18 protein-coding genes are annotated in these 22,694 nt (G+C 33.7%); all 18 read left to right on the plus strand.

Features of this window, described 5'->3' with window-relative positions; translation table 11 throughout:
* Positions 1–11: 11 nt before the first annotated feature.
* The 18 genes from KKQ76_RS01195 (at position 12) to KKQ76_RS01280 (ending at position 22,650) form a co-directional block, all read left to right on the plus strand.
* Positions 12–650, plus strand: coding sequence for a hypothetical protein (locus tag KKQ76_RS01195; RefSeq protein WP_213195470.1), 639 nt, complete (start codon positions 12–14; stop codon positions 648–650).
* A 76-nt stretch (positions 651–726) separates the two neighbouring features.
* Positions 727–1,011 carry a helix-turn-helix domain-containing protein gene (locus tag KKQ76_RS01200; RefSeq protein WP_213195471.1) on the plus strand — a complete coding sequence of 95 codons (285 nt, stop codon included), beginning with the start codon at positions 727–729 and terminating at the stop codon, positions 1,009–1,011.
* A gap of 12 nt (positions 1,012–1,023) precedes the next feature.
* Complete coding sequence (locus tag KKQ76_RS01205) at positions 1,024–2,283, plus strand: type II toxin-antitoxin system HipA family toxin (RefSeq protein ID WP_213195472.1); 1,260 nt, start codon at positions 1,024–1,026, stop codon at positions 2,281–2,283.
* Between the two features lie 59 nt (positions 2,284–2,342).
* The gene (locus KKQ76_RS01210) at positions 2,343–3,332 is read left to right on the plus strand and encodes a helix-turn-helix transcriptional regulator (protein ID WP_213195473.1); all 990 of its coding nucleotides are present in this window, start codon (positions 2,343–2,345) and stop codon (positions 3,330–3,332) included.
* Positions 3,333–3,395: 63 nt separating this feature from the next.
* Entirely contained in the window at positions 3,396–4,622 is a 1,227-nt protein-coding gene (locus KKQ76_RS01215) for a DUF2130 domain-containing protein (RefSeq protein WP_213195474.1), read from the plus strand.
* A 35-nt stretch (positions 4,623–4,657) separates the two neighbouring features.
* Complete coding sequence (locus KKQ76_RS01220) at positions 4,658–4,993, plus strand: HIRAN domain-containing protein (RefSeq protein ID WP_213195475.1); 336 nt, start codon at positions 4,658–4,660, stop codon at positions 4,991–4,993.
* Between the two features lie 172 nt (positions 4,994–5,165).
* Entirely contained in the window at positions 5,166–5,741 is a 576-nt protein-coding gene (locus KKQ76_RS01225; RefSeq protein ID WP_213195476.1) for a BrxA family protein, read from the plus strand.
* Between the two features lie 14 nt (positions 5,742–5,755).
* Positions 5,756–6,358 carry a BREX protein BrxB domain-containing protein gene (locus tag KKQ76_RS01230; RefSeq protein WP_213195477.1) on the plus strand — a complete coding sequence of 201 codons (603 nt, stop codon included), beginning with the start codon at positions 5,756–5,758 and terminating at the stop codon, positions 6,356–6,358.
* Between the two features lie 7 nt (positions 6,359–6,365).
* Entirely contained in the window at positions 6,366–9,896 is a 3,531-nt protein-coding gene (gene brxC, locus KKQ76_RS01235; RefSeq protein WP_213195478.1) for a BREX system P-loop protein BrxC, read from the plus strand.
* A 1-nt stretch (position 9,897) separates the two neighbouring features.
* Positions 9,898–13,476, plus strand: a complete 3,579-nt coding sequence (gene pglX / locus KKQ76_RS01240) for a BREX-1 system adenine-specific DNA-methyltransferase PglX (protein WP_213195479.1) — start codon at positions 9,898–9,900, stop codon at positions 13,474–13,476.
* Positions 13,477–13,609: 133 nt separating this feature from the next.
* The gene (locus KKQ76_RS01245; protein ID WP_213195480.1) at positions 13,610–13,954 is read left to right on the plus strand and encodes a helix-turn-helix transcriptional regulator; all 345 of its coding nucleotides are present in this window, start codon (positions 13,610–13,612) and stop codon (positions 13,952–13,954) included.
* On the plus strand, positions 13,948–15,231 hold the full coding sequence (locus KKQ76_RS01250; RefSeq protein ID WP_213195481.1) for a type II toxin-antitoxin system HipA family toxin: 1,284 nt from the start codon (positions 13,948–13,950) through the stop codon (positions 15,229–15,231). Before KKQ76_RS01245 ends, KKQ76_RS01250 begins: the two co-directional genes overlap by 7 nt.
* Positions 15,228–17,774, plus strand: a complete 2,547-nt coding sequence (pglZ, locus tag KKQ76_RS01255; protein WP_213195482.1) for a BREX-1 system phosphatase PglZ type A — start codon at positions 15,228–15,230, stop codon at positions 17,772–17,774. Before KKQ76_RS01250 ends, pglZ begins: the two co-directional genes overlap by 4 nt.
* A 12-nt stretch (positions 17,775–17,786) precedes the next feature.
* Positions 17,787–19,826 carry a BREX system Lon protease-like protein BrxL gene (gene brxL, locus KKQ76_RS01260; protein ID WP_213195483.1) on the plus strand — a complete coding sequence of 680 codons (2,040 nt, stop codon included), beginning with the start codon at positions 17,787–17,789 and terminating at the stop codon, positions 19,824–19,826.
* Between the two features lie 469 nt (positions 19,827–20,295).
* Entirely contained in the window at positions 20,296–20,526 is a 231-nt protein-coding gene (locus KKQ76_RS01265) for a hypothetical protein (RefSeq protein WP_213188548.1), read from the plus strand.
* A 20-nt stretch (positions 20,527–20,546) separates the two neighbouring features.
* A complete protein-coding gene (locus KKQ76_RS01270) occupies positions 20,547–20,768 on the plus strand; it encodes a hypothetical protein (RefSeq protein ID WP_213195484.1) in 222 nt (73 codons plus the stop codon).
* Positions 20,769–20,896: 128 nt separating this feature from the next.
* The gene (locus KKQ76_RS01275) at positions 20,897–21,667 is read left to right on the plus strand and encodes a hypothetical protein (protein ID WP_213195485.1); all 771 of its coding nucleotides are present in this window, start codon (positions 20,897–20,899) and stop codon (positions 21,665–21,667) included.
* A 65-nt stretch (positions 21,668–21,732) separates the two neighbouring features.
* Positions 21,733–22,650 carry a helix-turn-helix transcriptional regulator gene (locus KKQ76_RS01280; protein ID WP_213195486.1) on the plus strand — a complete coding sequence of 306 codons (918 nt, stop codon included), beginning with the start codon at positions 21,733–21,735 and terminating at the stop codon, positions 22,648–22,650.
* Positions 22,651–22,694 lie beyond the last annotated feature (44 nt).

A 22,694-nucleotide genomic window follows, 5' to 3' on the forward strand; every position in this document is an offset into this window, starting at 1 on the left:
AATTTAGACAAATGGAAAATCAACAACAAAACGAAGGAACGAAAAGTAGCGGAATAGAATTGCTAGAAAATGTGATAAAATCGAATGAAAGCACCGTGGCTTCAAATATGGAAAGTATTGAATCTAAAGCAGAATTAAGATCCGATATTGAAGATTTAATATTGGCAATTGGTCAAATGCAATTAGACTTTGAAGTAGTGAAAGGAATTCATAAGGAAACATTGGAGTTTTATGATATAGAACAATCCAAAAGAGCCGAATTTTTGTCAAAAATCCCTACCAAAACAGAAATGATTCTCTCTCAAGAAACCATTAACTTTTATGAGAATTTAGAAAAGAAAAAGAAAAAGACGGAGAAATTTATTTGGAGCGGAATCGGAACTTTTATATTAGGGATTTTCACTTTGATTTTTTCTATCAATTTCGCAACAACTTGGTATAAAGAAAGCATCAAAGCAAAAAGTGAACTTCGACAAGATATTCTAAATGAAATTACTGGTGAAGGGAAAAAAATATATGATGAAAATGAAATAACGATTCTGAAAGAAAACACTCAAATCATGCAACTTTGGATTAAGAATAATCCTAAAGAAGCGGATGGTTTTTTGAGATTTAAGGATGGATTTGAAGCTAGTAAGAAAACAAAATAAACGATTTGTATTTTTAAATTGTTCGTTATTTCAAACAAAATATGTATTTTTGTTCGAAATAAAGAACATTAATATAATGAAACAACAAATAATTCTTCCAAAATTCAATCAACTATTAGAACAAATGGGAGAAAATATTAAACTCGCAAGAAAGCGTAGAAAACTCACTGCTGTTCAGGTTTCTGAAAGAGCAGGAATTGCACGCTCAACTTTGTACCTAATTGAAAAAGGTGATACTGGTGTTTCTATGGGTGCATATTTTAATGTTTTAAGAGTTCTGGGATTGCAAAACGATTTTCTGAAATTAGCTGCAGATGACGAGTTTGGCAGAAAATTGCAGGATTTAGAATTACTGAAATAAACGTCTAGTATTATGAAACAAGGGAAATTTGATATTTATGTTTTCGCCGATTGGAAAGGAATGTCCGAACCAAAATTAATGGGAATTCTTTCTGCACATTACGGAAAAGGGAAAAAAGCGTTTGGTTTTGAATATGATAAAGATTGGATTAAAACAGAATCTCAAAGATTAATTGACCCTGATATTCAGTTTTTTTCAGGTGCACAATTTCCAAATAATAAAGAAAATTTTGGTGTTTTTTTAGACAGTATGCCTGATACGTGGGGACGAACTTTAATGAAAAGAAAAGCCGTACAACAAGCAAGAGAAAATGCTGAAAAGCCTCAAACTCTTTATGATGTTGATTATCTTTTGGGTGTTTTCGACAAAACAAGAATGGGTGCTTTGAGGTTCAAAACGTCTCTAGATGGTTCTTTTCTTGATGACGATCATGAAAATGCTACACCGCCTTGGTCGTCTATTCGAGAGCTTCAAGCCGCTGCGAAAAATTTGGAAGATGACGAAAATATCGATGTAAGAAAATGGTTGGCGATTCTTATGGCTCCAGGATCTTCGTTGGGAGGAGCAAGACCAAAAGCTAATATTGAGGACGAAAAAGGCGATTTGTGGATTGCAAAATTCCCTTCAAAAAATGATACGATTGATAAAGGAGCTTGGGAGTTTTTAGCATATCAATTAGCTTTGAAAAGTGGTATTGAAATGACCGAATGCAGAATTGAAAAAATCGCAGGAAAACACCATACTTTTTTCACGAAAAGATTTGACAGAGACGGCGATTGCAGAATTCACTTTGCATCTGCAATGACGATGACGGGAAACAGTGAAGAAAATTTACGATTTCATACTGCAAGTTATCTCGATATAGCCGAATTTGTAATGAATAATGGCGTAAATATCAAGGAAAATCTTCATCAACTGTGGCGGAGAATAGTGTTCAATATTTGTATATCCAATACTGACGATCATCTTCGGAATCACGGATTTATTTTAACGGAAAATGGGTGGATTTTATCGCCTGCTTATGACCTGAATCCTTCTATTGAGAAAGATGGATTGTCTTTAAACATTGATATGGATGATAATGCTCTGAATCTAGAATTGGCAAAAAGTGTAGGAATTTATTTCCGATTAAATGATTCTGAAATGGATGCTATTATTTCTGAAATTCAAGAAGCAGTACTCAACTGGAAAGACATTGCAACAAAAATTGGGATTACAAGAGCAGAACAGGAAATGATGAAAGGGGCTTTTTTAATTAAAGAAAAATCGTAAATTTAACTGCTAATGTGAATCAATACATTAGAACAATTTTTTTGTAGAAAATTCAATAAATGGCAACTAATAAAAATGCACAACTTCGGTACAAAGCATTAGACCAATGTTTTTCCAATTTTTACAAAAAATTTTATATTAATGATTTAATAGAATTTTGCTCTAATGTACTTTCTGAACATTACGCAAAATCAATGTCCGTTTCTCGCCGTCAGATTTTTGATGATATAGATTTCATGAAAAGTGAGGCTGGTTTTGAAGCTCCAATTGAATCTTACAAAGACGGGCGAAAAGTCTATTACCGCTACGAAAATTCCGATTTTTCTATTCTCAAAAAACCACTAACCTCTACAGAATTAAATACAATAAATGAAGCGTTAGAAACTTTAAGCAGAATGAATTCTCTCCCTGGTTTCGATTGGGTAAATTCTCTTCAAACCAAATTGAAATCGGGTTTAGATTTAGATAAAAATCAGAGACAAATTATCAGTTTTGAGGAAAACGAATTTCTGAAAGGATTAGAATATTTGAATATTTTATACCAATATATTTCTAAAAATCAGTGTGTTGAAATTTTTTATAAAAGTTTTAAATCTGAAAAAGGAGAAGCGATTGTCATTTCACCTTACTATTTAAAGCAATATAATAACCGTTGGTTTTTGTTCGGCTGGAATCATCATTTTGGAAAAATTCAGAACTTGGCATTGGACAGAATTTTGAAAATAGACGATTCAAAAGAAAAAATCATCGCCAATACTACCGATTTTAATGAATATTTTGAGGACATTATAGGTGTAACTAATGATAAAACAATAGAAATTCAGAAAATAAAAATTCAACTTTCCAACAATATTCTCCCATACATTTCATCAAAACCAATTCATGGTTCACAAAAAATTTCTGAAAATATTTTAACATTAGAACTCAAACCAAATTACGAATTAGAAGCTCTTATTCTTTCTTTTGGTGAAAATTTCAAAGTGTTAGAACCACAAAATTTGGTTGAAAAAATCAAAGAAAGAGTTGAAAAAGCATCTAATTTTTATTAGTGCACCTCTACTGCATAAATCATAAATACCTTTGCTTCATTAAACCAAGTAAACTTATTGATGATGAAAAATTCAACCCAAATTACCTGCCCAAATTGCCAACATCATTTTGATGTAGAAGAAGTATTAGCAAATGATTTAGAAAAACAAATCAGCGAAAAAATAAGAAAAGAGTATACCAAAAAACTCAATGACTTAAATGTTGAAAAAGAAAATTTTGAAGCCAAGAAAAAGCAGGAAACCGAACTTTTCGCAGAACGATTAGAGAATGAAAGAAAAAATCTTGAAAAAAGCATTTCTCTAAAACTCAAAAAACAATTGGAGGACGAGCAAAAAGATAATATAGATTCGCTGCAAAAAGAACTCAATGATAAATCTGAAAAATTAAAAGAGTTCAATAAATTACAATCTCAAATTTTAAAACTTGAAAGAGAAAAATCCGAATTAAAGTCGGAAATAGAAGCCGATGCTGAGAAAAAACTTAATGAGCAAATTTCTTTGGAGAAAGAAAAAATAAGAAAGCAAATTGAAGCATCGAACGAGTTGAAATTTGCCGATTTGAATAAAAAACTAGAAGACCAAAAAAAACTGACAGAAGAAATGAAACGAAAACAAGAACAAGGTTCTATGCAGATGCAAGGCGAAGTTTTGGAAATTGCCCTCGAAGAATTTTTACAAAATAACTTCCGTTTTGATGAGGTGGAAGAAGTACTGAAAGGCGCAAATGGCGCAGACGTACTACAAACGGTAAAGAATGAAAGTCTGCAACACTGTGGAAGAATAATCTACGAAACCAAACGTACCAAAAATTTCGATCAAAAATGGATTGATAAACTAAAACAAGACCAGCTGAACGCCAAAGCCGAAATCGCCGTTTTGGTAACTGAAACGCTCCCGAAAAATGTGGAAAAATTTGATGCGGTTAACGGGATTTGGATTTGTTCTTACCAAGAAGTAAAATCTTTGGTTGTGGTACTTCGCCAGATTTTAATAGAAACCCAAAAAGTAAAAATAGCCAACGAAAACAGAGGTGATAAAATGGAAATCCTGTACCAATATTTCACCAGCGGCGAGTTTTCTCAAAAAACCAAAAGAATCCTAGAAATTTACGACGGTATGCTACAACAATTGGAACAAGAAAAAAAAGTAACCCAAAAACTGTGGGCAAAACGAGAGAAAGACATCAATATCATGAAAGAAAACCTCTCCATTGTCTCTGGTGATATTGCCGGAATCACGGGCAAAGAAGTTAATCTTTTGGAAGAATTTGAAACCTTAAATATAGAATAATCCTAACAACCAAACCTTTAAGGTTAAAAAAAAATATGAAAACAACAAAACAACACCTCGCCAATTTTACCATTGCGGGTTTCACCTATTACGATGCGCCCATTTGTTTTAAGAAACTCAAAACAGGCACTAAACTTCGATTAAAGTTAGAAGAAGATAATAAATTTGATGCAAGAGCCGTTGCCATTTATTACAAAAAATTCAAATTAGGATTTATCCCAAGAGCCGAAAACCGAATTTTCTACAAACTCCTCATCACGGGACACCGAAAAAGCATCAAGACAGTTATACAGCAACTCGATGCCACTGCACATCCCGAAAACCAAGTGAGGGCTATAGCGTATCTTATGAATAATAATGGAAAGAAATAATTTTCGCTAAAAACAATTATTAGTCCCAAATTTCAACTATATTTGGGGTAATTTTGTTTTTAAAAATTGATTATATTTTCTATTAATACATTCATTATTAAAAAAGAACTTTCATTATTGCAAATGTACTTTTTTAATAATGAAATGGTAAAATTAAAACATTTAAATAACAATGAGTTATTCATTAGGTTTCACCGCAGGAGCCCTCCTATATAAAGAAGCAAAAGAATACATCGCTGCTATTTCCTCTTTTGAGGATTACTTGTCATTAAAAGAAAACGTTGCCAACATTTATATACCTACAAATTCAGAAGCTTCAAGAAAAAGAATTAAAGGTGAATTGGATAAAAGGTTACGTTTATTGAACAGCGAATATCTGAACCTATTTTTAAATGCTGAAGAAAAAGATCGAAAAATAATCTTGCTTCTTGCCATCTGTAAATGTTATGTCATTGTTGCTGAGTTTTTATTAGAAGTGATTTACCCAAAATGGAAACGATTTGATTATGATGTTTCCACCTATGATTTTTCTTATTTTTTATCAGAAAAATTAAGTAGTCAGCAAATGGATTCCATTTCAGATCAAACCAAATACAAATTATCACAAGTGGTTGTAAAAATGCTTAAAGAAATAAGTATATTGGAAAAAGATAAAATTAATCAGGTTTTTCCATCGGAGGAATTAACGACAATATTAAATAAAAACGGTGACGGTTGGTTTTTAAACTGTTTGCTGATTACCCAATAATATTTTTGAAATTTATGCCAGAAACAACTATAAATAAAATTTTTCAACTTTTATCAAGAGAAGATTTTAAAGATCCCGACACAGGACTGCTTTTCTTTCCTGTTTATATTTACACCTATCCTGCGGAGAAGGAATTTCAAATAAGAGAGCAAATAGATTTGCTTAATGAAAGGCTAAGAAGACCATCTAATAATTTGAATTGCTTAGTGATTAATATCTACAAAGAATTGATTAATTATTTAAAGGAAAGCAAATTTGCTGGTGCCAGTTTGTTTGATTCTATTCTAGAATTGGAGCAAGAAGATTACACCGAAGCCTTAGAATTTATTCAGGAAAAAGCCAATGAAAATCAGTTTATGCATTTCATTGGACAAAAATTTGAAGCGTATTTTAAGGAGCAAGATACCGATAAAATTTACCTTTTCTTACACGGTTTCGGATCTGTTTTTCCTTATTTACGACTTTCAACCTTATTGAAAAATACAGAGAAATATACCAAAAACTTTAAACTAATTGCATTTTACCCAGGTGATTTCAAAAATGCCAACTATTCGCTTTTTGGCTTTTTTAACGATGACAATGTGTATCGTGCCAACCATTTAAACAAATTCATATAATTAAACTATGGAATTAAAAGAAATTTTTGCAAGAGATATCAATCGTCACATCAATCCAGCTGTTGTAGTGGGACAATTGGACAACCAACATATCGATCAGGAAATAAAAGAATACGTTTTCACAAAAGATATTATTGGGAATTTGTACAAATTTATTAATGCTATTGCTAATAAAAAGGAGGGGAAAACAGGCATTTGGATCAGCGGTTATTATGGTAGTGGTAAATCTCACTTTATCAAATACTTGTTTTACTGTCTCAATCAAGCGACTCGTAAAGAAGCCTTTGAAAGTTATAAAGAAGCATTAAAAAACTCTAGTGAATTAGATGAATTAAGCGATGTAACACTTTCCAATGTTCAGTTGATTGAAAATAAGTTAGATAAACTAGAAGTTCAGGAAATTATTTTTAATATTGATTATGTTTCCCAACAAATCAAAAACAACAATACCATTACCCGTATTTTGTTCAATGAGCTCAATGCAAAACGCGGTTACAACAAAACCAATATTGCAGTGGCGATGCTTATTGAAAAAAAATTGGATCAAAAAGGGCAATTGCAATCATTTAAAGATAGAGTAAAAGAAGTAATAGGAGAACCTTGGGTATCGGAGAATGTTACCAATCACATCCAATTGAAATTATCAAAAATCATTGATATTGCAGCTGAGTTTGATGAAGATATAGATAAAGAATCTTTGCGAAGTGCCATCAAAGCAGACCGTGATTTCACCATTGAAGAATTGGTAGCCGAGCTGAAAGAATATATCAAAACCAAGCCCGAAGATTATCGTTTGGTTTTCCTGATGGATGAGGTTTCGCAATACATTGGTAATAACACCGATTTATTACTGAATCTACAAACCATTGTAGAAGGTTTTGGTGAGCATCTTGAAAATAAAGTATGGGTGGTTTGTACTGCCCAGCAAGACTTGAGCAATCTGGTAACCGAAACGGGCAAAAAATCGGATGGTTTTGGTAAAATTATGGGCCGTTTTGAAACCCTAATTTCTTTAGATTCACAAGATGCGGCGTACATTACCCAAAAAAGGGTTTTAGAAAAAAGTACCGAAGGAACCAAAGTTTTAACGCAATATTACAAAGACAACAAAGGAGCTATCGAAAACCAGTTTGTACTCGGGCACTCTCTCTATCAGAGTTATGCAGATGCCGAAAATTTCTATCTGGCGTATCCTTTTATTCCGTATCAATTCAGATTAATTTCTGATGTTTTTTCTTCTTTTTCCAAAGTAGGATTTGTGGGTGAAGGCGTAAAAAATACCGAACGTGCCATTTTGGGAATTACCCATTTTACCGCACAGAAACAAAGTCAGCAAGAAGTAGGTTATTTTATTTCTTTTGATAATTTTTTTAATGATAATCTTCAAAGCAACCTTACGCATTCCGCAAGAGCAATCTTAGATCGAGGTAGAAATATCGATTTCAATCCCGAAATCAAATCTTTTGCGTTCCGTGTCATCAATGTACTTTTTATGGTTTCTAATTTAGAAGAAGCCATTAGCATTAGTTTTCCCCCAACAGTGGAGAATATTTCTTTGCTATTATTAAATGACGTAAAAATCGTAAAAGCAGAGTTGCAAAACAAAGTACAACAAGTGTTGGATATTTTGGTAGAAGAAAATATAGTGCAAGTTACAGAAGGCAAATACCGTTTTCTGGATGATGAAGGTATAAAAGTGGCGAACACCATTGCACAAACTGATGTAAACGCCAATACCCGTTTAAAATATTTCTACGATCAGTTCATCAAAAAATCTTTGAAGCCAGATTCTACTATAAAACTGGGCAATCGCAACATCAAAGTAAGTTTGTCTATTGATGACAAAGACGAAGCAACGGGTGGCGATTTCAAAATTAAATTTGTGGTGTATGATACCACTCCGCCAGAACAGCAAGCCCTGAATGTTGCTGCTAACGAACTCAATATCAATATCAACGAGTGGTTTAATGACGACAAAGAATTCAAGAAAGATTTTTTGAACTATTGCAAAACCACCAAATATTTAGAAGACAATCGATCCATTGCTACTGGTGGAAAAGTAAAAACGTTAGAAGAATTTTCTAATAACAACGTGAAGCAGCTCAGAGATCTACAAATCAGGTTTGAAAAAGCTTGGGCAAACGCTTCCTTCACTTCTGGGCAAAGATTGATTCCTGCAAACTCCATCAATGGTGCTAATCCTGCGGCTCGCTATCAGGAAATGGTGAACAAGCATTTGGAATTTCTGTACAAATATTACCAATTGAGCGAAAGTTTTGCCCAAAACAATGCCGACCTGCAAACCGCAATCAATAAAAGCATTTCCACAATCACCATTGATAACGAATTGAATTTAGCAGAAGCTGAAGTGAACAACAAAATTTCGCAATCGGGCAACGAGATGAACCTTACAGACATTGTAAAATTGTTTGAAAAAGCACCCTACGGTTGGAAAGATATTGCTACTTTGCACGTAGTGTTTAACATTGCTAGAAAAAAACAACGGGCTTTGTTTTATCTGAACGATGAAATGGAGCTGAAACACTATTACGAAAAAGCAATCAACAGCTCGTCTAGAAACAGCATCGAGGTAAAATCTACTAAAGAATATAAACAAGAAGATATTGATGCCTTCAAAAAAGCAGTCAAAGATATTTTTGTGAGTTACACCTTTGTATCAGGGCAAACCGTAGCCGAAATGCTCAGCGATTTCCACGACTTTTTGGGTAAAAACCTAATCGAGGTAAACGCTTACAAAGAGCAGTACGAAGGTTTCCCGTTCAGCATCACGCTGAAAAATTTTCATAAACGATTGGCAGAACTCAAAGAAACTAAAAGCAACGATAGACTCATTCAAAAACTTATTGAAAACAGTGCGGCCTTGCGAACCGACAGAGATGCGTTTGCCGATCTGAAAGATTTTATCGATAATAATTTTGCAAATTATGAAGAAATCAGAACCTATGTAAGCCAAGAAAAAAGCAATTTCGACAAATTGGGCGAAGCGTATGAAGAACGTGTAAAAGAAATTACAACGTATTTGCAAACCGAGGTACAGCCTGCTTTAGATTTCCCAACCTATCGCAAAATGTATAAGGATCTGAAAAAAGCCAAAGACACTTTGCTAGAGGAATTTTGTGCAAAGGCAACTGCCGCATACAACGAAATTTTTGATGAATTGGAAGCTAAAGTTAATGAACTAGCGCTTTCACCAAACATTATTCCGAATCGGGAATATACCATCAGTCGTTTGCAAAAATCAAAAGACTTGAATTTCTTGGATCTGGAACTTTACAAAAAAGACGATTTCAGAATAAACCATCTAAAAGCTTTGGCAGATGAAGCCAATAAAAAACAAGTGGCCGAAAGTGGTGGCGATGCACCCAAATACGGCTCCAAATTAGAAACCGTGAATCTCTCTTCATCTTTTGCAGGCAAAACCATTTCCTCACCAGAAGAAGTAGATCAGTTGATAGAAAAACTGAAAAATAAATTGATGGTAGAACTCAGCAAAAACGGCAAAATATTTTTGAAATAAGATGAACACCAACAAAATAAAATCTTTCGCCAAACAGGCGAGAATGCAATTATACAAAGGCGTTACCAACCAGTTATTGTTTTGGGGATTTGATGATAAAGGCAACGTGAAAGCCGAACCAGAAGCCATACCCGGTGGTTTTACCTTCAGGGGAAATATTTATAACGATGTATCCACCGTTCCCAAATGGAAAAAACTGAAAGAAAAAATCCAAAAATCGAAAGAGTCTATAAAAGACGTTACCGAAGAAGCAGCGTACACTTGGTTCAACCGTTTGGCGGCAATTAAAATTTTAGAAGAAAATAAATTTATTGATCCAGTACTTTGTTGTCAAGAAGGAAGTTTGGTTCCACTGATTTTGCAACAGGCAAAAGCCGGGCAACACACCGTAACCAATGCAGCACAAAAAGCAAACCTACAAGAAGCACTATTGCAAAATGATGACGAAAAAGCATTTGCCATTCTCATCACCAATTATTGCAACACGCACCCGTTATTGAGAGAAGTTTTTGGGCATCTGGATGATTATACCGAAATCTTAGTACCCAATGATTTGCTTACTGTAGATGGTTTTGTTGCGATGCTGAACGATGAAGCCAATATCGCTCCCGAAGATTTTGCCGAAGTAGAACTCATCGGTTGGCTCTACCAGTTTTATATTGCCGACCGTAAAGACGAAGTTTTCAAAGGATTTAAAGCCAACAAAAAAGCAAGAGCAGAAGATATTCCTGCTGCTACACAGATTTTTACGCCCAAATGGATTGTAAACTATATGGTAGAAAATACCGTAGGAAAAATCTATCTGGATTACGAAGAAGATTCTGACCTAAAAAACCAAATGAAATATTTGGTGCAAAACGAAGCCGATGGCAAAAGCCAATTGATAGGCGATATTACCCAACTCACGCTGATAGACCCGGCTTGTGGATCGGGACATATTTTGGTCACGGGTTTTGAGTGGCTCTACAAAATGTACCGCGAACAAGGGTACGGTGCCAAACAAGCCGTAGAAAGCATTTTGAAAAACAATTTGTACGGATTGGATTTGGATGATCGTGCGATGCAATTGTCTCGTTTTGCAGTATTGTTGAAAGCAGCACAGCAATTGGAAGCGGCTGCAACTGGAGAAGGAAAAGTTTTGCTAACCAATACGTTGGAAGTGTTACCACACGTATATGCTTTTCCTGAAGAACACGGATTTGTAACCGAGGAAATTGCCCAATTTAGCCAAAACCAATATGTTAAAGAAATTTACCAAGCCGTAGATCTTTTACGACAAGGTAAAAACATAGGTTCTGCACTTCAGCTTTCTTTACCTGAAGAAGCCATTGCAGTGGTAAAAAAACAATATGCAGATTGGCAAACTCAATACAAAGCAGGAACATTGGATATTGAGCAACAATCTATTTGGGCACATCTAAAACCATACATAGAAGTTATTTTGGTATTAACCCAACAATATGCTGCTGTAGTTGCCAACCCGCCATATATGGGACAAAAATCGATGAATGGCGAATTGAAGAATTATCTTGATAAAAATTATCCAAGATCCAAATCTGATTTATTTGCAGTATTTATGGAGAAAATGATGGATATGGTGAAAGATAATGCAAGAATGGGCTGTATAACTATGGAGTCTTGGATGTTTCTTTCTTCTTATGAAAAGCTAAGAACTCATATTATTGATAAATATTCGATAGTAGGATTAGGACATTTTGGATGGCATATTTTAGGGATTGCTTTTGGAACAGCCATGTTAATTTTAGAAAGAAGTAAAAAAGTAAAGATTGGTGAATATTCTTACCTGACAATTGATGATGTTGATAGAATCCCTAATGTTCCTTATGTATTCCCAAAGAAAGATAATGGAAGATTTGCTAGAATTCCCCAATCCAATTTTGAAAAAATACCAGGAAGCCCAATTGCGTTTTGGGTGAGTGAGAGGGTGATGGAGATTTTTCTTAAAAAATCATTTTTAGGAGATATAACTGATTTAAAGCAAGGAATGGCTAGCGGTGATAACGAGAGATTTGTTAGGGAATGGTTTGAGCCTTCTATTAAAGATATTGAATTTAATTCAAAAGATTTATCTTCTGTAGAATCTTCTAAAAAGAAATATTCAACTTATGTTAAAGGTGGTTATTTTAGAAAATGGTATGGAAATTTAAGCAATACTATAAAATTTGATAAAGAAAATTTTGAAGCATTATCAAACTTAGGTAATAGATTGCCATCGAGACAATATTATTTTAAGCAAGCAGGTACTTGGTCATTAATAAGTTCAGGTTCATATGGTTGTCGATATATGCCTGAAGGTAATATTTTTGATGTAAGTTCACATTGTATTTTTGATAACGAGGAAAACGAGTTAAAACAATTTATTGCATTTTTAAATTCAAAAATTTCAAAAAACTTTTTATTATTACTAAATCCAACTTTAAATTTTAGTAGTGGAGTAGTTTCTTTGTTGCCTTTTATAAGAAATAACAATAAATTTTTAATTGAAAAAAAATGTGATTACTCCATTAATATCTCCAAAACCGACTGGGATTCCCGAGAAACGTCTTGGGATTTTGAGCAGAATCCTTTGTTGGCACAGCAACAGACATCGCTGTCATTGGCATATCAAACTTGGCAAGAAAAGGTAAGTCAAGATTTTTTCCAACTGCACAGCAACGAAGAAGAACTCAACCGTATTTTTATAGATATTTACGGTTTGCAGGAAGAGCTTACGCCAGAAGTTGCTCTTAAAGATATTACCATTCTGCAAGATGAGCTAAAAGCAGAGGATCTTGCCGCTTTAGAACCAGCTTTCAGAGCGGGAGAAAATGTGGTGTTGCCTATTCAGAAAGATGTGGTTATTAGTCAGTTGCTGTCGTATTTGGTAGGTTGTATGCTTGGGCGTTACCGTTTAGACAAAAAAGGCTTACACATTGCCCATCCCGATGCAACCGAAGAAGAATTGGCAACCTATGAAGTTTCAGATGCCGCATTGCCTTTCCCTTTTACGATAGATGAAGATGCTATTTTACCGTTAATGGGAGCTGCTTGTGCTTTCCCGGATGATGCCGTAAAAAGGATAGAAGATTTACTGCACCGCATTTACGGAGACCAAAGCCACATCCAAAACCTCAATTTTATAGACGATGCACTGGGAATGAAGCTGGATAAATGGATGACCGAGAAATTCTGGCCTTACCATATTTCTGGCACGCAATACAAGAAAAAACCGATCTATTGGTTGTTTTCTTCCAATCCTAAAAAACCACAAAACGCAGCCTTCCGCGTGTTGGTGTATATGCACCGTATGGATGGCTACACCGTACAAAAGATAATGCGAAACTATCTGCATCCGCATCAGGAATACCTTCGCAATCAATACGAAGCTTTGAAGGAAAACGAAGCCAATCTCTCCAAACCAGAACTCAAAATCTTTGAAAACCTTCAAAAACAAATGATAGAGCTCAAAGAGTATAATGAAGTTTTAAAGCAATTGGCAGATCTGCAAATCACTTTTGATTTAGATGATGGGGTAACGGTAAACTATGCCAAGTTTACGGGAGCTGTGGCAGTGATTTAGAATAACGACTGATAATTAACGCATAAACAATATTTTTTATAGTTTGTGCGTTATTTTTTGTACATTAGCGTTATAATTAGATTTTAAAATTAATGAATGATTTATCATTCGTTGGTTTGTGAAAATAAGTTTTATGAATGATATTTCAAACATTAATTTGTATTCTGATAAAGCGGTATTGCAAAATATCGGAAACTTTATACAGCAAATACGCATTCAGCAGGAACGAACCCAGCAAGATTTGGCAAAAGATGCCGCCATCAGTCGTTCTACATTGAGTTTAATCGAACGTGGTGAAAATATTTCTCTACTGAATTTAATTAAAATTCTTCGAATTTTGGATGCTCTGTATGTTTTAAAAAACTTTCAGTTGCCAGAAGAAATAAGCCCATTACAATTGGCAAAAGGAGAAAATAAGCCGAGACAACGTGCTTCTAGTCGTAACAATAATAAAGATAAAGAAGATTTGGGATGGTAACTACAGCATTTGTAAATATTTGGGGAAAACGGGTAGGAGCAATAGCTTGGAATCCAGATACAGAATTAGCAAGTTTTGAATATGATCTTAAATTTCCCTTAGAAAAGTGGGCTTTAGCTCCTTTGAAAATGCCAAACAGCGGTAGAATTTATACTTTTCCTGAGTTAAGAGATAATGAAACGTTCAAAGGCTTGCCCGGATTATTGGCAGATGCACTTCCTGATCGTTACGGTAAAGATTTAATTAATGCTTGGCTCGCAAGACAAGGCCGACCAGACAATTCCTTAAATCCTGTAGAGCTGCTTTGTTTTATAGGAAAACGAGGGATGGGAGCATTGGAGTTTGAACCCGTTATTTCTAAAGAATCCAGTTCTTATGATGTAGAATTAAGCGATTTGATAGAAGTTACTAAGGCGCTTTTAGAAAAAAAAGAAGATATTCAAATTCAAACTTCAGGCAAGATGGAAGATGTGATGATGGATATTTTGAAAATGGGAACTTCAGCTGGTGGAGCCCGACCGAAAGCGATTATCGCATACAACGAAAAAACTGGCCAGATAAGATCTGGACAAACTTTAGCCGATGAAGGATTTGAACATTGGTTGATTAAATTTGATGAAATAAGCGACGTACAGTTTGGTGCTTCTAAAGGATATGGAAAAATAGAAATGGCGTATTATAAAATGGCTACAGATTTCGGCATTGATATGATGGAATCTCGTTTAATTGAAGAAAATGGTAGGGTGCATTTTATGACCAAGCGTTTTGATCGTAAAGATGGAGATAAAGTACATTCGCAAACGCTTTGTGCTATTCAACATTATGATTATGCCAATATTACATCCTACAGTTACGAACAAGTTTTCCAAACAATGCGTCAGCTAAAACTTACTTATGCAGAGGCTGAGCAAATGTACAAAAGAATGATTTTTAATATAATTGCCAGAAACTGCGACGATCATACCAAAAATTTCGCTTTTCTTATGGATAAAACAGGAAAATGGAAACTCTCTCCAGCCTACGATATTTGTTTCGCCTATCGTCCGGGAAGTGTTTGGGTAAGCCAACATAATCTGAGCATCAACGGGAAAAGAAAAGATTTTACTCGTAAAGATTTATTGGAAATTGCAGAACAAAATTCTATTAGATTTCCTGAAAAAATAATTAATGACTGCATTGCTTTAGTGAAAAAGTGGCGTCAATATGCAGCCACTTACAAAGTAGATACAGAAAAGATGACCGCTATAGATAACGTTTTAATAAAAGAATTAAAATGATTGTAGAAAAAATAAAACAAAAATTTACGGAGATTGATTATCCCATTTTGTTCTTCTTTGATGCAGATAAAGAATACGAGGAAGAATTGATGAGCTACGATCAATCCGATTTTAAAATAGTAACTGTAAATCGTAATTTTTTTGCGGTAAAACACGCGGTAGAGTTTAAAGAAAAAGAAGATAAGATATTGTTGTACCACCTTTCTGAAGAACCAAAAGAGAAAGAATATATAAATTATCCGCTCACCGATTTATTATTGGCAGGGAACATTCTGGCAATGGACGAAATCTCGGACTTGCTGCAACAATACAAAATACCGCTTCAGCAAAGAGAGAATGTAAGCAAGGTGAAAAAATGGATAAAAGCGAAGAAAAACCAGTCGAAAATATTACCTGCTCTAACCAACAATCCTTTTGAAATTGGCAAATTATATACCGCTGTTGTTTCTATTATTTTAGATGAAAAGAAAACAGGCAATATCGCTTTTAACCTGATTCGTATTTTTGAAATTTTACAAGAAGGACAAACGGCTTGGGAAAAGAAGCAACAGGTATTGGTAAATGCAGGATTAGACGAAACAGTAAAACTAAACATAGCACAACTGTTAAGTATAGAGGTAGAAGACCTTCGTTTCGAAACCCTGAAAAATCTTTGGTTGCAATTGAAATATAATATGCTTACTGCTCCCATTGCCGAAGCAGAACCAATGGATCTGTATAAAACATTAAAAATAAAAGACGACACTGCGAAAATAAAAATCACCAATTTTTTTAAAGATTGGCAAGATGATAAAAACAAATCCCTGCATTTTGAAGCCATTTTCGATGAATTAGGAGCAAGCATTAACGAAGAAAAAATATACGAATGGTACGGTTCTGCACAAGAATACGGTATCCGAACAAAGAAAAGCGTGCAGTCATTATTGAGTAATTCGCTGAACGAAATTTTGAGCAATCCTTCAGAAGTAGTATCGCAGTACGCTTCTTTTAACAATAATTTAGAACAATATGAAGGCTATGAACAAAAAGTACGTTTTATATTCAATACCGCTCGGTTTTTTGAAATGATTCGCCGGTATTCCGACTTTGTTTTTAATAAACCTCAAGAATATATCCATCGCTACGAAAAGGAATTGTATAAATTGGATGGGTTTTACAGATTGGCATTTACAGCGTATCAACAATTTTCGGAAGAAATGTTACCCGATTATGAAACCGTATTTGCAGAACTCAATAAAACCTACGATCAGTATTTAATTGATCTCAATAATCCTTGGGTAAAAAGTTTAGATGAAATTGGTTTTGATTTTGGAAAATTAACGACCGCTAAACAATTCAATTTTCATCAAGATTTTGTTGAACCCATTACCAACAAAAAGGTGGTGATCATTTCCGATGCCTTTCGCTACGAATTAGGCATAGAATTGATGAACGAATTGTTGGTAGAATCCGATAACAACATCACCTGTTCGGCAATGTTGGCTTCTATTCCTACGTACACCAATTTGGGAATGAGCAACCTGTTGCCCAACCAAAAAATTGAAGCCATCGTTATCGACGATGCAATAGACTATAGCATTGCAGGAATCAAAACCGTGAGTACCAATCGGGAACAAATTTTAAAACTGAAAGAAAGAAATTCTGGCGTAATAGATTATGCTACGTTTTCAAAATTCACAACAGAAGAAGGAAGAACGTATCTCAGAGATAAACAAACGGTATATGTTTACCATAATTGGATGGATGCAATTGGCGACAAGCAAGGCTCAGAATATTACACTTTTGAGTCGGCAGAACAATGCATCACTCAGTTAAAATTATTGATCAGAAAATTATACGGAAGCTTCAATGTTTATAATGTATTGGTTACTGCGGATCATGGCTTTTTATTCAATTATAAAAAGATTTCGGAGGCTACATCACAGCAATTACCTAGTTTGAAGAATACATTGAAAGATCATACCCGATTTTGCCTTACTACAGATACAAACAAATTTGAAGACACATATCAATTTCCGCTATCTGCTACTACCAATATAGTTTCGGAGGTACAGGTAGTTCTTCCAAAAGCTATCAACAGATTTAAGAAAAAAGGAAATATAGGAAAGCAATTTGTACACGGTGGAAGTGCTTTACAGGAAGTAATTGTACCTGTTCTTCAATTGTACAGAAACCGTAGAAATTTGGCAAAAAAAGTGAATTTCAAAAGAATAGATTCCGTAAAATCAGTTTCTACAAGTGTTTTTAAGTTAAATTTCTTGCAGCTAGAACCGATTGGCAATAACCATAAATCCAGAGTTTTACGAATAGCCATATATGATATTGATGGTACTATTATTTCAAACATAGAAGAAGTTACTTTGAATTTAACCAGTGAATTGCCTGTAGAAAGAAGTTTTGAAGTAAGAATGGAGTTGAGCTCAAAAGGCTCAAAAATGAAAATAGGATACGTGAAAGTGTATGATAAAGAAGATAAATTGAATCCCTTATCAAATGATTTACTCAAAATCAATTTACTAGAAGAAATAGATAATTTTGATTAAACAACTGTAATTATGAAAGCATTAGACCAAAAAATAATCTCCCATTTTGAAGGTAAAGTAGTAAGAAAAGACCTTACAAAATTTCTGAAAGGTAACGCAGTTGTACCTTCTTATGTGCTGGAATATCTTTTAGGGCAACACTGTTCTACCAACGATGAAGAAATCATCGGTATTGGCATCGAAAAAGTTAAGGGAATTTTGAGCAATCATTTCGTACATCGTGATGAGGCAGAAGTTGTCAAATCTAAAATAAGGGAGAAAGGAAATCATAGAATTATTGATAAAATTTCAGTAAAGCTAAATGATAAGGAAGATCGCTACGAAGCACGTTTTAGTAATTTGGGTTTGAATAACATTCCCATCAATGATGCTGTTGTAAAAGCCAATCCAAAGTTACTTTCCGAAGGTGTTTGGTCGCTCATTAATATGGCATATATGGCAGTGGAAGAAAAAAACACTTTGCCTTGGATCATAGAAAGCGTAAAGCCCATTCAGATTGCCAATGTTGATATTGAGGAATACAAAACCCAACGTTCCTATTTTACCACAGATGAATGGATGGATTTATTGATGCAATCTATTGGGTTAAATCCAGAAGAATTTTCAACAAGATCCAAGTTTATTCAGCTATCCAGATTGATTCCGTTTACAGAAAACAATTATAATTTAATAGAACTGGGTCCGAAAGGAACAGGGAAATCACATATTTTTTCTGAGCTTTCTCCACACGGAATCTTAATTTCTGGAGGAGAAATTTCCAAAGCAAAATTGTTTGTGAATAATTCAAACGGAGCTATTGGTTTGGTAGGTTATTGGGACGTAATCGCTTACGATGAATTTGCAGGAAAAACCAAGAAAGTAGATAGAGGTTTGGTGGATATTATGAAAAACTATATGGCAAACAAATCTTTTTCCCGAGGTACAGATGTTTATCAGGCAGAAGCGTCAATGGTTTTTGTAGGCAATACAGATCATTCGGTACCGTATATGATGAAGCACAGTCATTTGTTTGATGCGTTGCCAAAAGACTATCACGATACGGCTTTTCTGGATCGTATTCACGCTTATATTCCAGGTTGGGAAGTTTCAAAATTACGAAATGAGCTCTTTACGGATAACTTTGGATTTATTGTAGATTATATAGCGGAAGTTCTAAAATCTCTAAGAAAAGAAGATCATAGTAAATTGTATCAGCAATATTTCACCTTATCCAATTCCATTACAACTAGAGATAAAACAGCGATTGAGAAGACATTTTCAGGCTTGGTGAAAATTATTTTTCCAGATTTAGCAATGACCAAAGAAGACGTGAAAACAATTCTTGATTTTGCAATTGAGTGTCGCAAACGTGTGAAAGATCAGTTGCTTAAAATGGATGAAACTTTTAAAGATGATCCTGTATATTTTTTATATACAGATGAGGTCAATCAAAAATTTGAAGTGCAAACGTTAGAAGAAATCGAATACGGCGAAACAAAAACAGAAGCAATTGCTGACCAATCAGCATCTGAAAATCCAACCACTGAAAAAAACATTGAAATACAATCAAATAAAGAAATTAATGAGAAACCAAAATCATTGACGAGTTTCTCAAAGCATATTCGAGAAAACCAAACGAATATTTCTTACGAAAGATTGTTTGGTCATTTTTTAGAAAGTGCAACCGATTTTTTGATCCAAGATCCGTACATCAGATTGCCACATCAATTTAAAAACTTTATGGAATTGTGCTCTCTTATTTACAAAAAGAATCAAGATGCCGAAAGTATTAAAATTAAACTTGTTACGTGGAATGACACTGAATATCAAGAAACATCAATAGCAAACTTTGAAGAAATAAAAGATTCTTTATCCGAAATGAATATAGAATTTGAATATGAATTCAAAGAATCTGCTCACGACCGCTATATCCATACCAACATTGGCTGGAAAATACTTCTTGGCAGAGGCTTAGATATGTGGCAAAAAAGCACAAGAAGATACGACATTGCAGAATATCTTCAAGAAAAGAGAAAATGTAAGGAGTTTGATGTGGTAGTGATAGCAGAGTAATAAAGATAGGTTATAATTGTCACAAATTTAGTAAATATTTGTGACAATTATAATTTAAAAAATAAGTGTAAAATATTCATAATCAGATAGAAATTGAGATTGTGAAATCTTCTAAAGGAAAAATATTTTTCGCAGAAGATTTCCTGAAATTTTTACATAATTTTGGTATTGTAAAAAAAGTCTTAAATTTGAATTGTAAGGTGATGATGTACAGGATGTTACTTTTCAAATTGGAGTTTTTCTAGTGAATTTTTATAACCCATATTTGTACCATAAAATCATAACTAATTGATTTTCATATATCGTTATTTTTGAAGAAGTGAAATAAATCACGATAAATATTAATATCAAATCCCAATCAGTAATGGTTGGGATTTTTTTTGTGAAGTTTTTATTAAAATTAAACGCCATGAATTTTCAAACGACTTCTTTTGACTTTTCTTCTGGCTTTCTTTGTTAAAAAAAAGTTATGGCACAAATTGTAGAATTTAACGGATTTACATTTAAAATTAATCCAGAAAACAGAAAAGAATTATTGATTAAAAGAACTACTGCAAAGAACTTTACTTCATTTAAAAGTTTCGAAGCTACCATTCATTATTTGTTGAGTTCTAAAAATCTGATGGTAATTTTTACCGATAATGGTTTTTATGATTCGCTGAATCCACTTTCGGGAAATTGGGTCAATTTCAGAGTTTAAGAACTGTTTTTATTCAAAATATGCCACAATATCGATTCACTACGATAAGAGATTTGAATACTTTTTCTACGATTCTCAAAAAGAATTGGGTAGTGAAAGTAGAGTGTATTGCGCAAAATAATCCTCTACTTTTATTAGACGACAGGATTAAAATAGCTGTTGCGGTTGAGCAAAAATATGATACAGTTTGCAGTCCACTTTCCATTAATCTTCATAATTTTAAAATAGAGAAATTGGAATGAAAAATTAAACGCTAATTAAAATTATTGTTCATAAATAAAAATTTTTCTCCAAGTCTTACTTTGTCTGAGTAAGGCTTTTTCTTTGCCAAGAAATATAGACTTCATTAAAATTAAAAAAATCCAATACCATGAATTTTTTCAACTATCATCACTTAGATATTTTAGAATATGAGCCAGATTTTCAGATAGATGAAGTTCTAGAAATTTCGGAACGTTTAACTTATTATAAGGATGATTTTCGGGAAGTTTGGCTAGATGGAAACCAAAAAATTGTCAAAGAAAAACGATTTGAAAATGGAAATATTTTTTATCTTTTTGAATCCAATAAGATCGAAAACGAAACGGAAGATTACACCATTACCCTCTATGATGAAAAAGGAAAAGTGACAAATTGTGAGACTTATAGAAGACCAAAATCTCTATTTTTCCTAAACAGTATTTTCTATGAACAAACCTTTCATCATTTTTCATTAGAGGAAAAAGGTCAGTTGTGTTTTTATAAATATTTTTGGAAAGGTCAGCTTCCCGATGGTTGGTTGAAGACTCCTTTTATCAAAAAAGAAAATGATTTTGAAGAAATCATCATCACAGATAAAAAACAGAATGTAAAAGCTCAAATTTTGAAAATTAATGACTGTGTCTATTCCGAAAGGAGATTTTCTCATTCATTTGATTGTGATTTTTATTTTCTAGGAGCTAAAAAAAGAAAAGCGTTTAAAAATTTTGATGAAGAAGGGAAATTGTTACTCCAAGAATTTGATGACGAAAAAGGATTTAACAGTCAGTTATTTCAATATAGATTTCTATCCGATGGTTATACAGAAGCCAATAAGAAGTGTTTTTTGAATGATAAACTCGTGGAAGAGAAAAAAATCACAACTTGTATTAAAACGACTTAAATTGACGTTCTGTTTGCTTAACTTTGGTTCATAGAAAAAAATAATGAATCTAAAAACCAAATCTCATGGCCAAAAATGAACAAATGCTTCGCTTAGTTTTAATAGAACAATTATTAAGAAGAAGAAAAGAAAGAGGCGCATCTTACGAAGAAATTTCTGATTTTTTAGAAGATAAATTTCAAGAAAAAGGTCTCACGCTTAAATTTACAGAACGCACTTTTCAGCGAGACAAAGTTGCCATTGCAGATGTTTTTGGGATACAGATTTCATTTTCTAGAAAGCGAAATGTACATTTCATAGAGCAAGAAGAACTAGAACTTTCTCAGGAAAGTGTTTTTGACCAATTGCTTTTGGTACAAGCCTATCGTGAAACTCAAGATAAAACAGACGTCATGTTCTTCGAGCCAAGAAGAGCCAGAGGTTTTGAATATTTAAACGGAATTGTGCATGCCATTACTCAGAAAAAAGTCATCACCTTCAGTTACCAAAAATTTTGGGAAAACGAAAAATCTTCCAAAGTAGTAACGCCTTATGCGTTGAAAGAATTTAAAAACAGATGGTATCTTTTGGCTGCAGATTACAAATCAAAAGATGGTTCTTTTTTCTTGAAAACCTTTGGTTTAGACCGTATTTCTGACCTAGATATTACCACAGCAAGTTTTACAAGAGAAGAAATTAATATAGAAGAAACGTACAAAAATTCTTTCGGTATCATCAGTGCAGACGGAGCTTTGCCTCAAGAAATTCTATTGAAGTTTGATAATGAACAAGCCAATTATGTAAAAGCTTTGCCACTGCATCATTCACAAACCATCATTTCTGAAGATGAAAACGAGACGGTTTTTAAAGTTTTTGTAGTACCTACTTATGATTTCCAAAGAGAAATTCTCTCTTACGGAAAACGGGTGCAAATTCTGGCTCCAGAATCTTTCAAAAAGGAAATGAAAGAAGAAGTAGAAATCATGCTCAAGAATTTTTTGTAATTGCTAAAAAATAAACTAATCATTTAACATCCAACATTTACCAA

It is taken from the genome of Cloacibacterium caeni (genome assembly GCF_907163105.1).
Taxonomy (GTDB): Bacteria; Bacteroidota; Bacteroidia; order Flavobacteriales; family Weeksellaceae; genus Cloacibacterium; species Cloacibacterium caeni_A.

Excerpts from the sequence above, each read along its gene's own strand:
- KKQ76_RS01280 (WP_213195486.1), top strand. The coding sequence starts at position 21,733 with ATGGCCAAAAATGAACAAATGCTTCGCTTAGTTTTAATAGAACAATTA.
- KKQ76_RS01215 (WP_213195474.1), top strand. The coding sequence starts at position 3,396 with ATGAAAAATTCAACCCAAATTACCTGCCCAAATTGCCAACATCATTTT.
- KKQ76_RS01245 (WP_213195480.1), top strand. The coding sequence starts at position 13,610 with ATGAATGATATTTCAAACATTAATTTGTATTCTGATAAAGCGGTATTG.
- KKQ76_RS01275 (WP_213195485.1), top strand. The coding sequence starts at position 20,897 with ATGAATTTTTTCAACTATCATCACTTAGATATTTTAGAATATGAGCCA.
- KKQ76_RS01220 (WP_213195475.1), top strand. The coding sequence starts at position 4,658 with ATGAAAACAACAAAACAACACCTCGCCAATTTTACCATTGCGGGTTTC.
- brxL (WP_213195483.1), top strand. The coding sequence starts at position 17,787 with ATGAAAGCATTAGACCAAAAAATAATCTCCCATTTTGAAGGTAAAGTA.
- KKQ76_RS01210 (WP_213195473.1), top strand. The coding sequence starts at position 2,343 with ATGGCAACTAATAAAAATGCACAACTTCGGTACAAAGCATTAGACCAA.
- pglX (WP_213195479.1), top strand. The coding sequence starts at position 9,898 with ATGAACACCAACAAAATAAAATCTTTCGCCAAACAGGCGAGAATGCAA.
- KKQ76_RS01250 (WP_213195481.1), top strand. The coding sequence starts at position 13,948 with ATGGTAACTACAGCATTTGTAAATATTTGGGGAAAACGGGTAGGAGCA.
- KKQ76_RS01270 (WP_213195484.1), top strand. The coding sequence starts at position 20,547 with ATGCCACAATATCGATTCACTACGATAAGAGATTTGAATACTTTTTCT.
- brxC (WP_213195478.1), top strand. The coding sequence starts at position 6,366 with ATGGAATTAAAAGAAATTTTTGCAAGAGATATCAATCGTCACATCAAT.
- pglZ (WP_213195482.1), top strand. The coding sequence starts at position 15,228 with ATGATTGTAGAAAAAATAAAACAAAAATTTACGGAGATTGATTATCCC.
- KKQ76_RS01195 (WP_213195470.1), top strand. The coding sequence starts at position 12 with ATGGAAAATCAACAACAAAACGAAGGAACGAAAAGTAGCGGAATAGAA.
- KKQ76_RS01230 (WP_213195477.1), top strand. The coding sequence starts at position 5,756 with ATGCCAGAAACAACTATAAATAAAATTTTTCAACTTTTATCAAGAGAA.
- KKQ76_RS01200 (WP_213195471.1), top strand. The coding sequence starts at position 727 with ATGAAACAACAAATAATTCTTCCAAAATTCAATCAACTATTAGAACAA.
- KKQ76_RS01225 (WP_213195476.1), top strand. The coding sequence starts at position 5,166 with ATGAGTTATTCATTAGGTTTCACCGCAGGAGCCCTCCTATATAAAGAA.
- KKQ76_RS01205 (WP_213195472.1), top strand. The coding sequence starts at position 1,024 with ATGAAACAAGGGAAATTTGATATTTATGTTTTCGCCGATTGGAAAGGA.
- KKQ76_RS01265 (WP_213188548.1), top strand. The coding sequence starts at position 20,296 with ATGGCACAAATTGTAGAATTTAACGGATTTACATTTAAAATTAATCCA.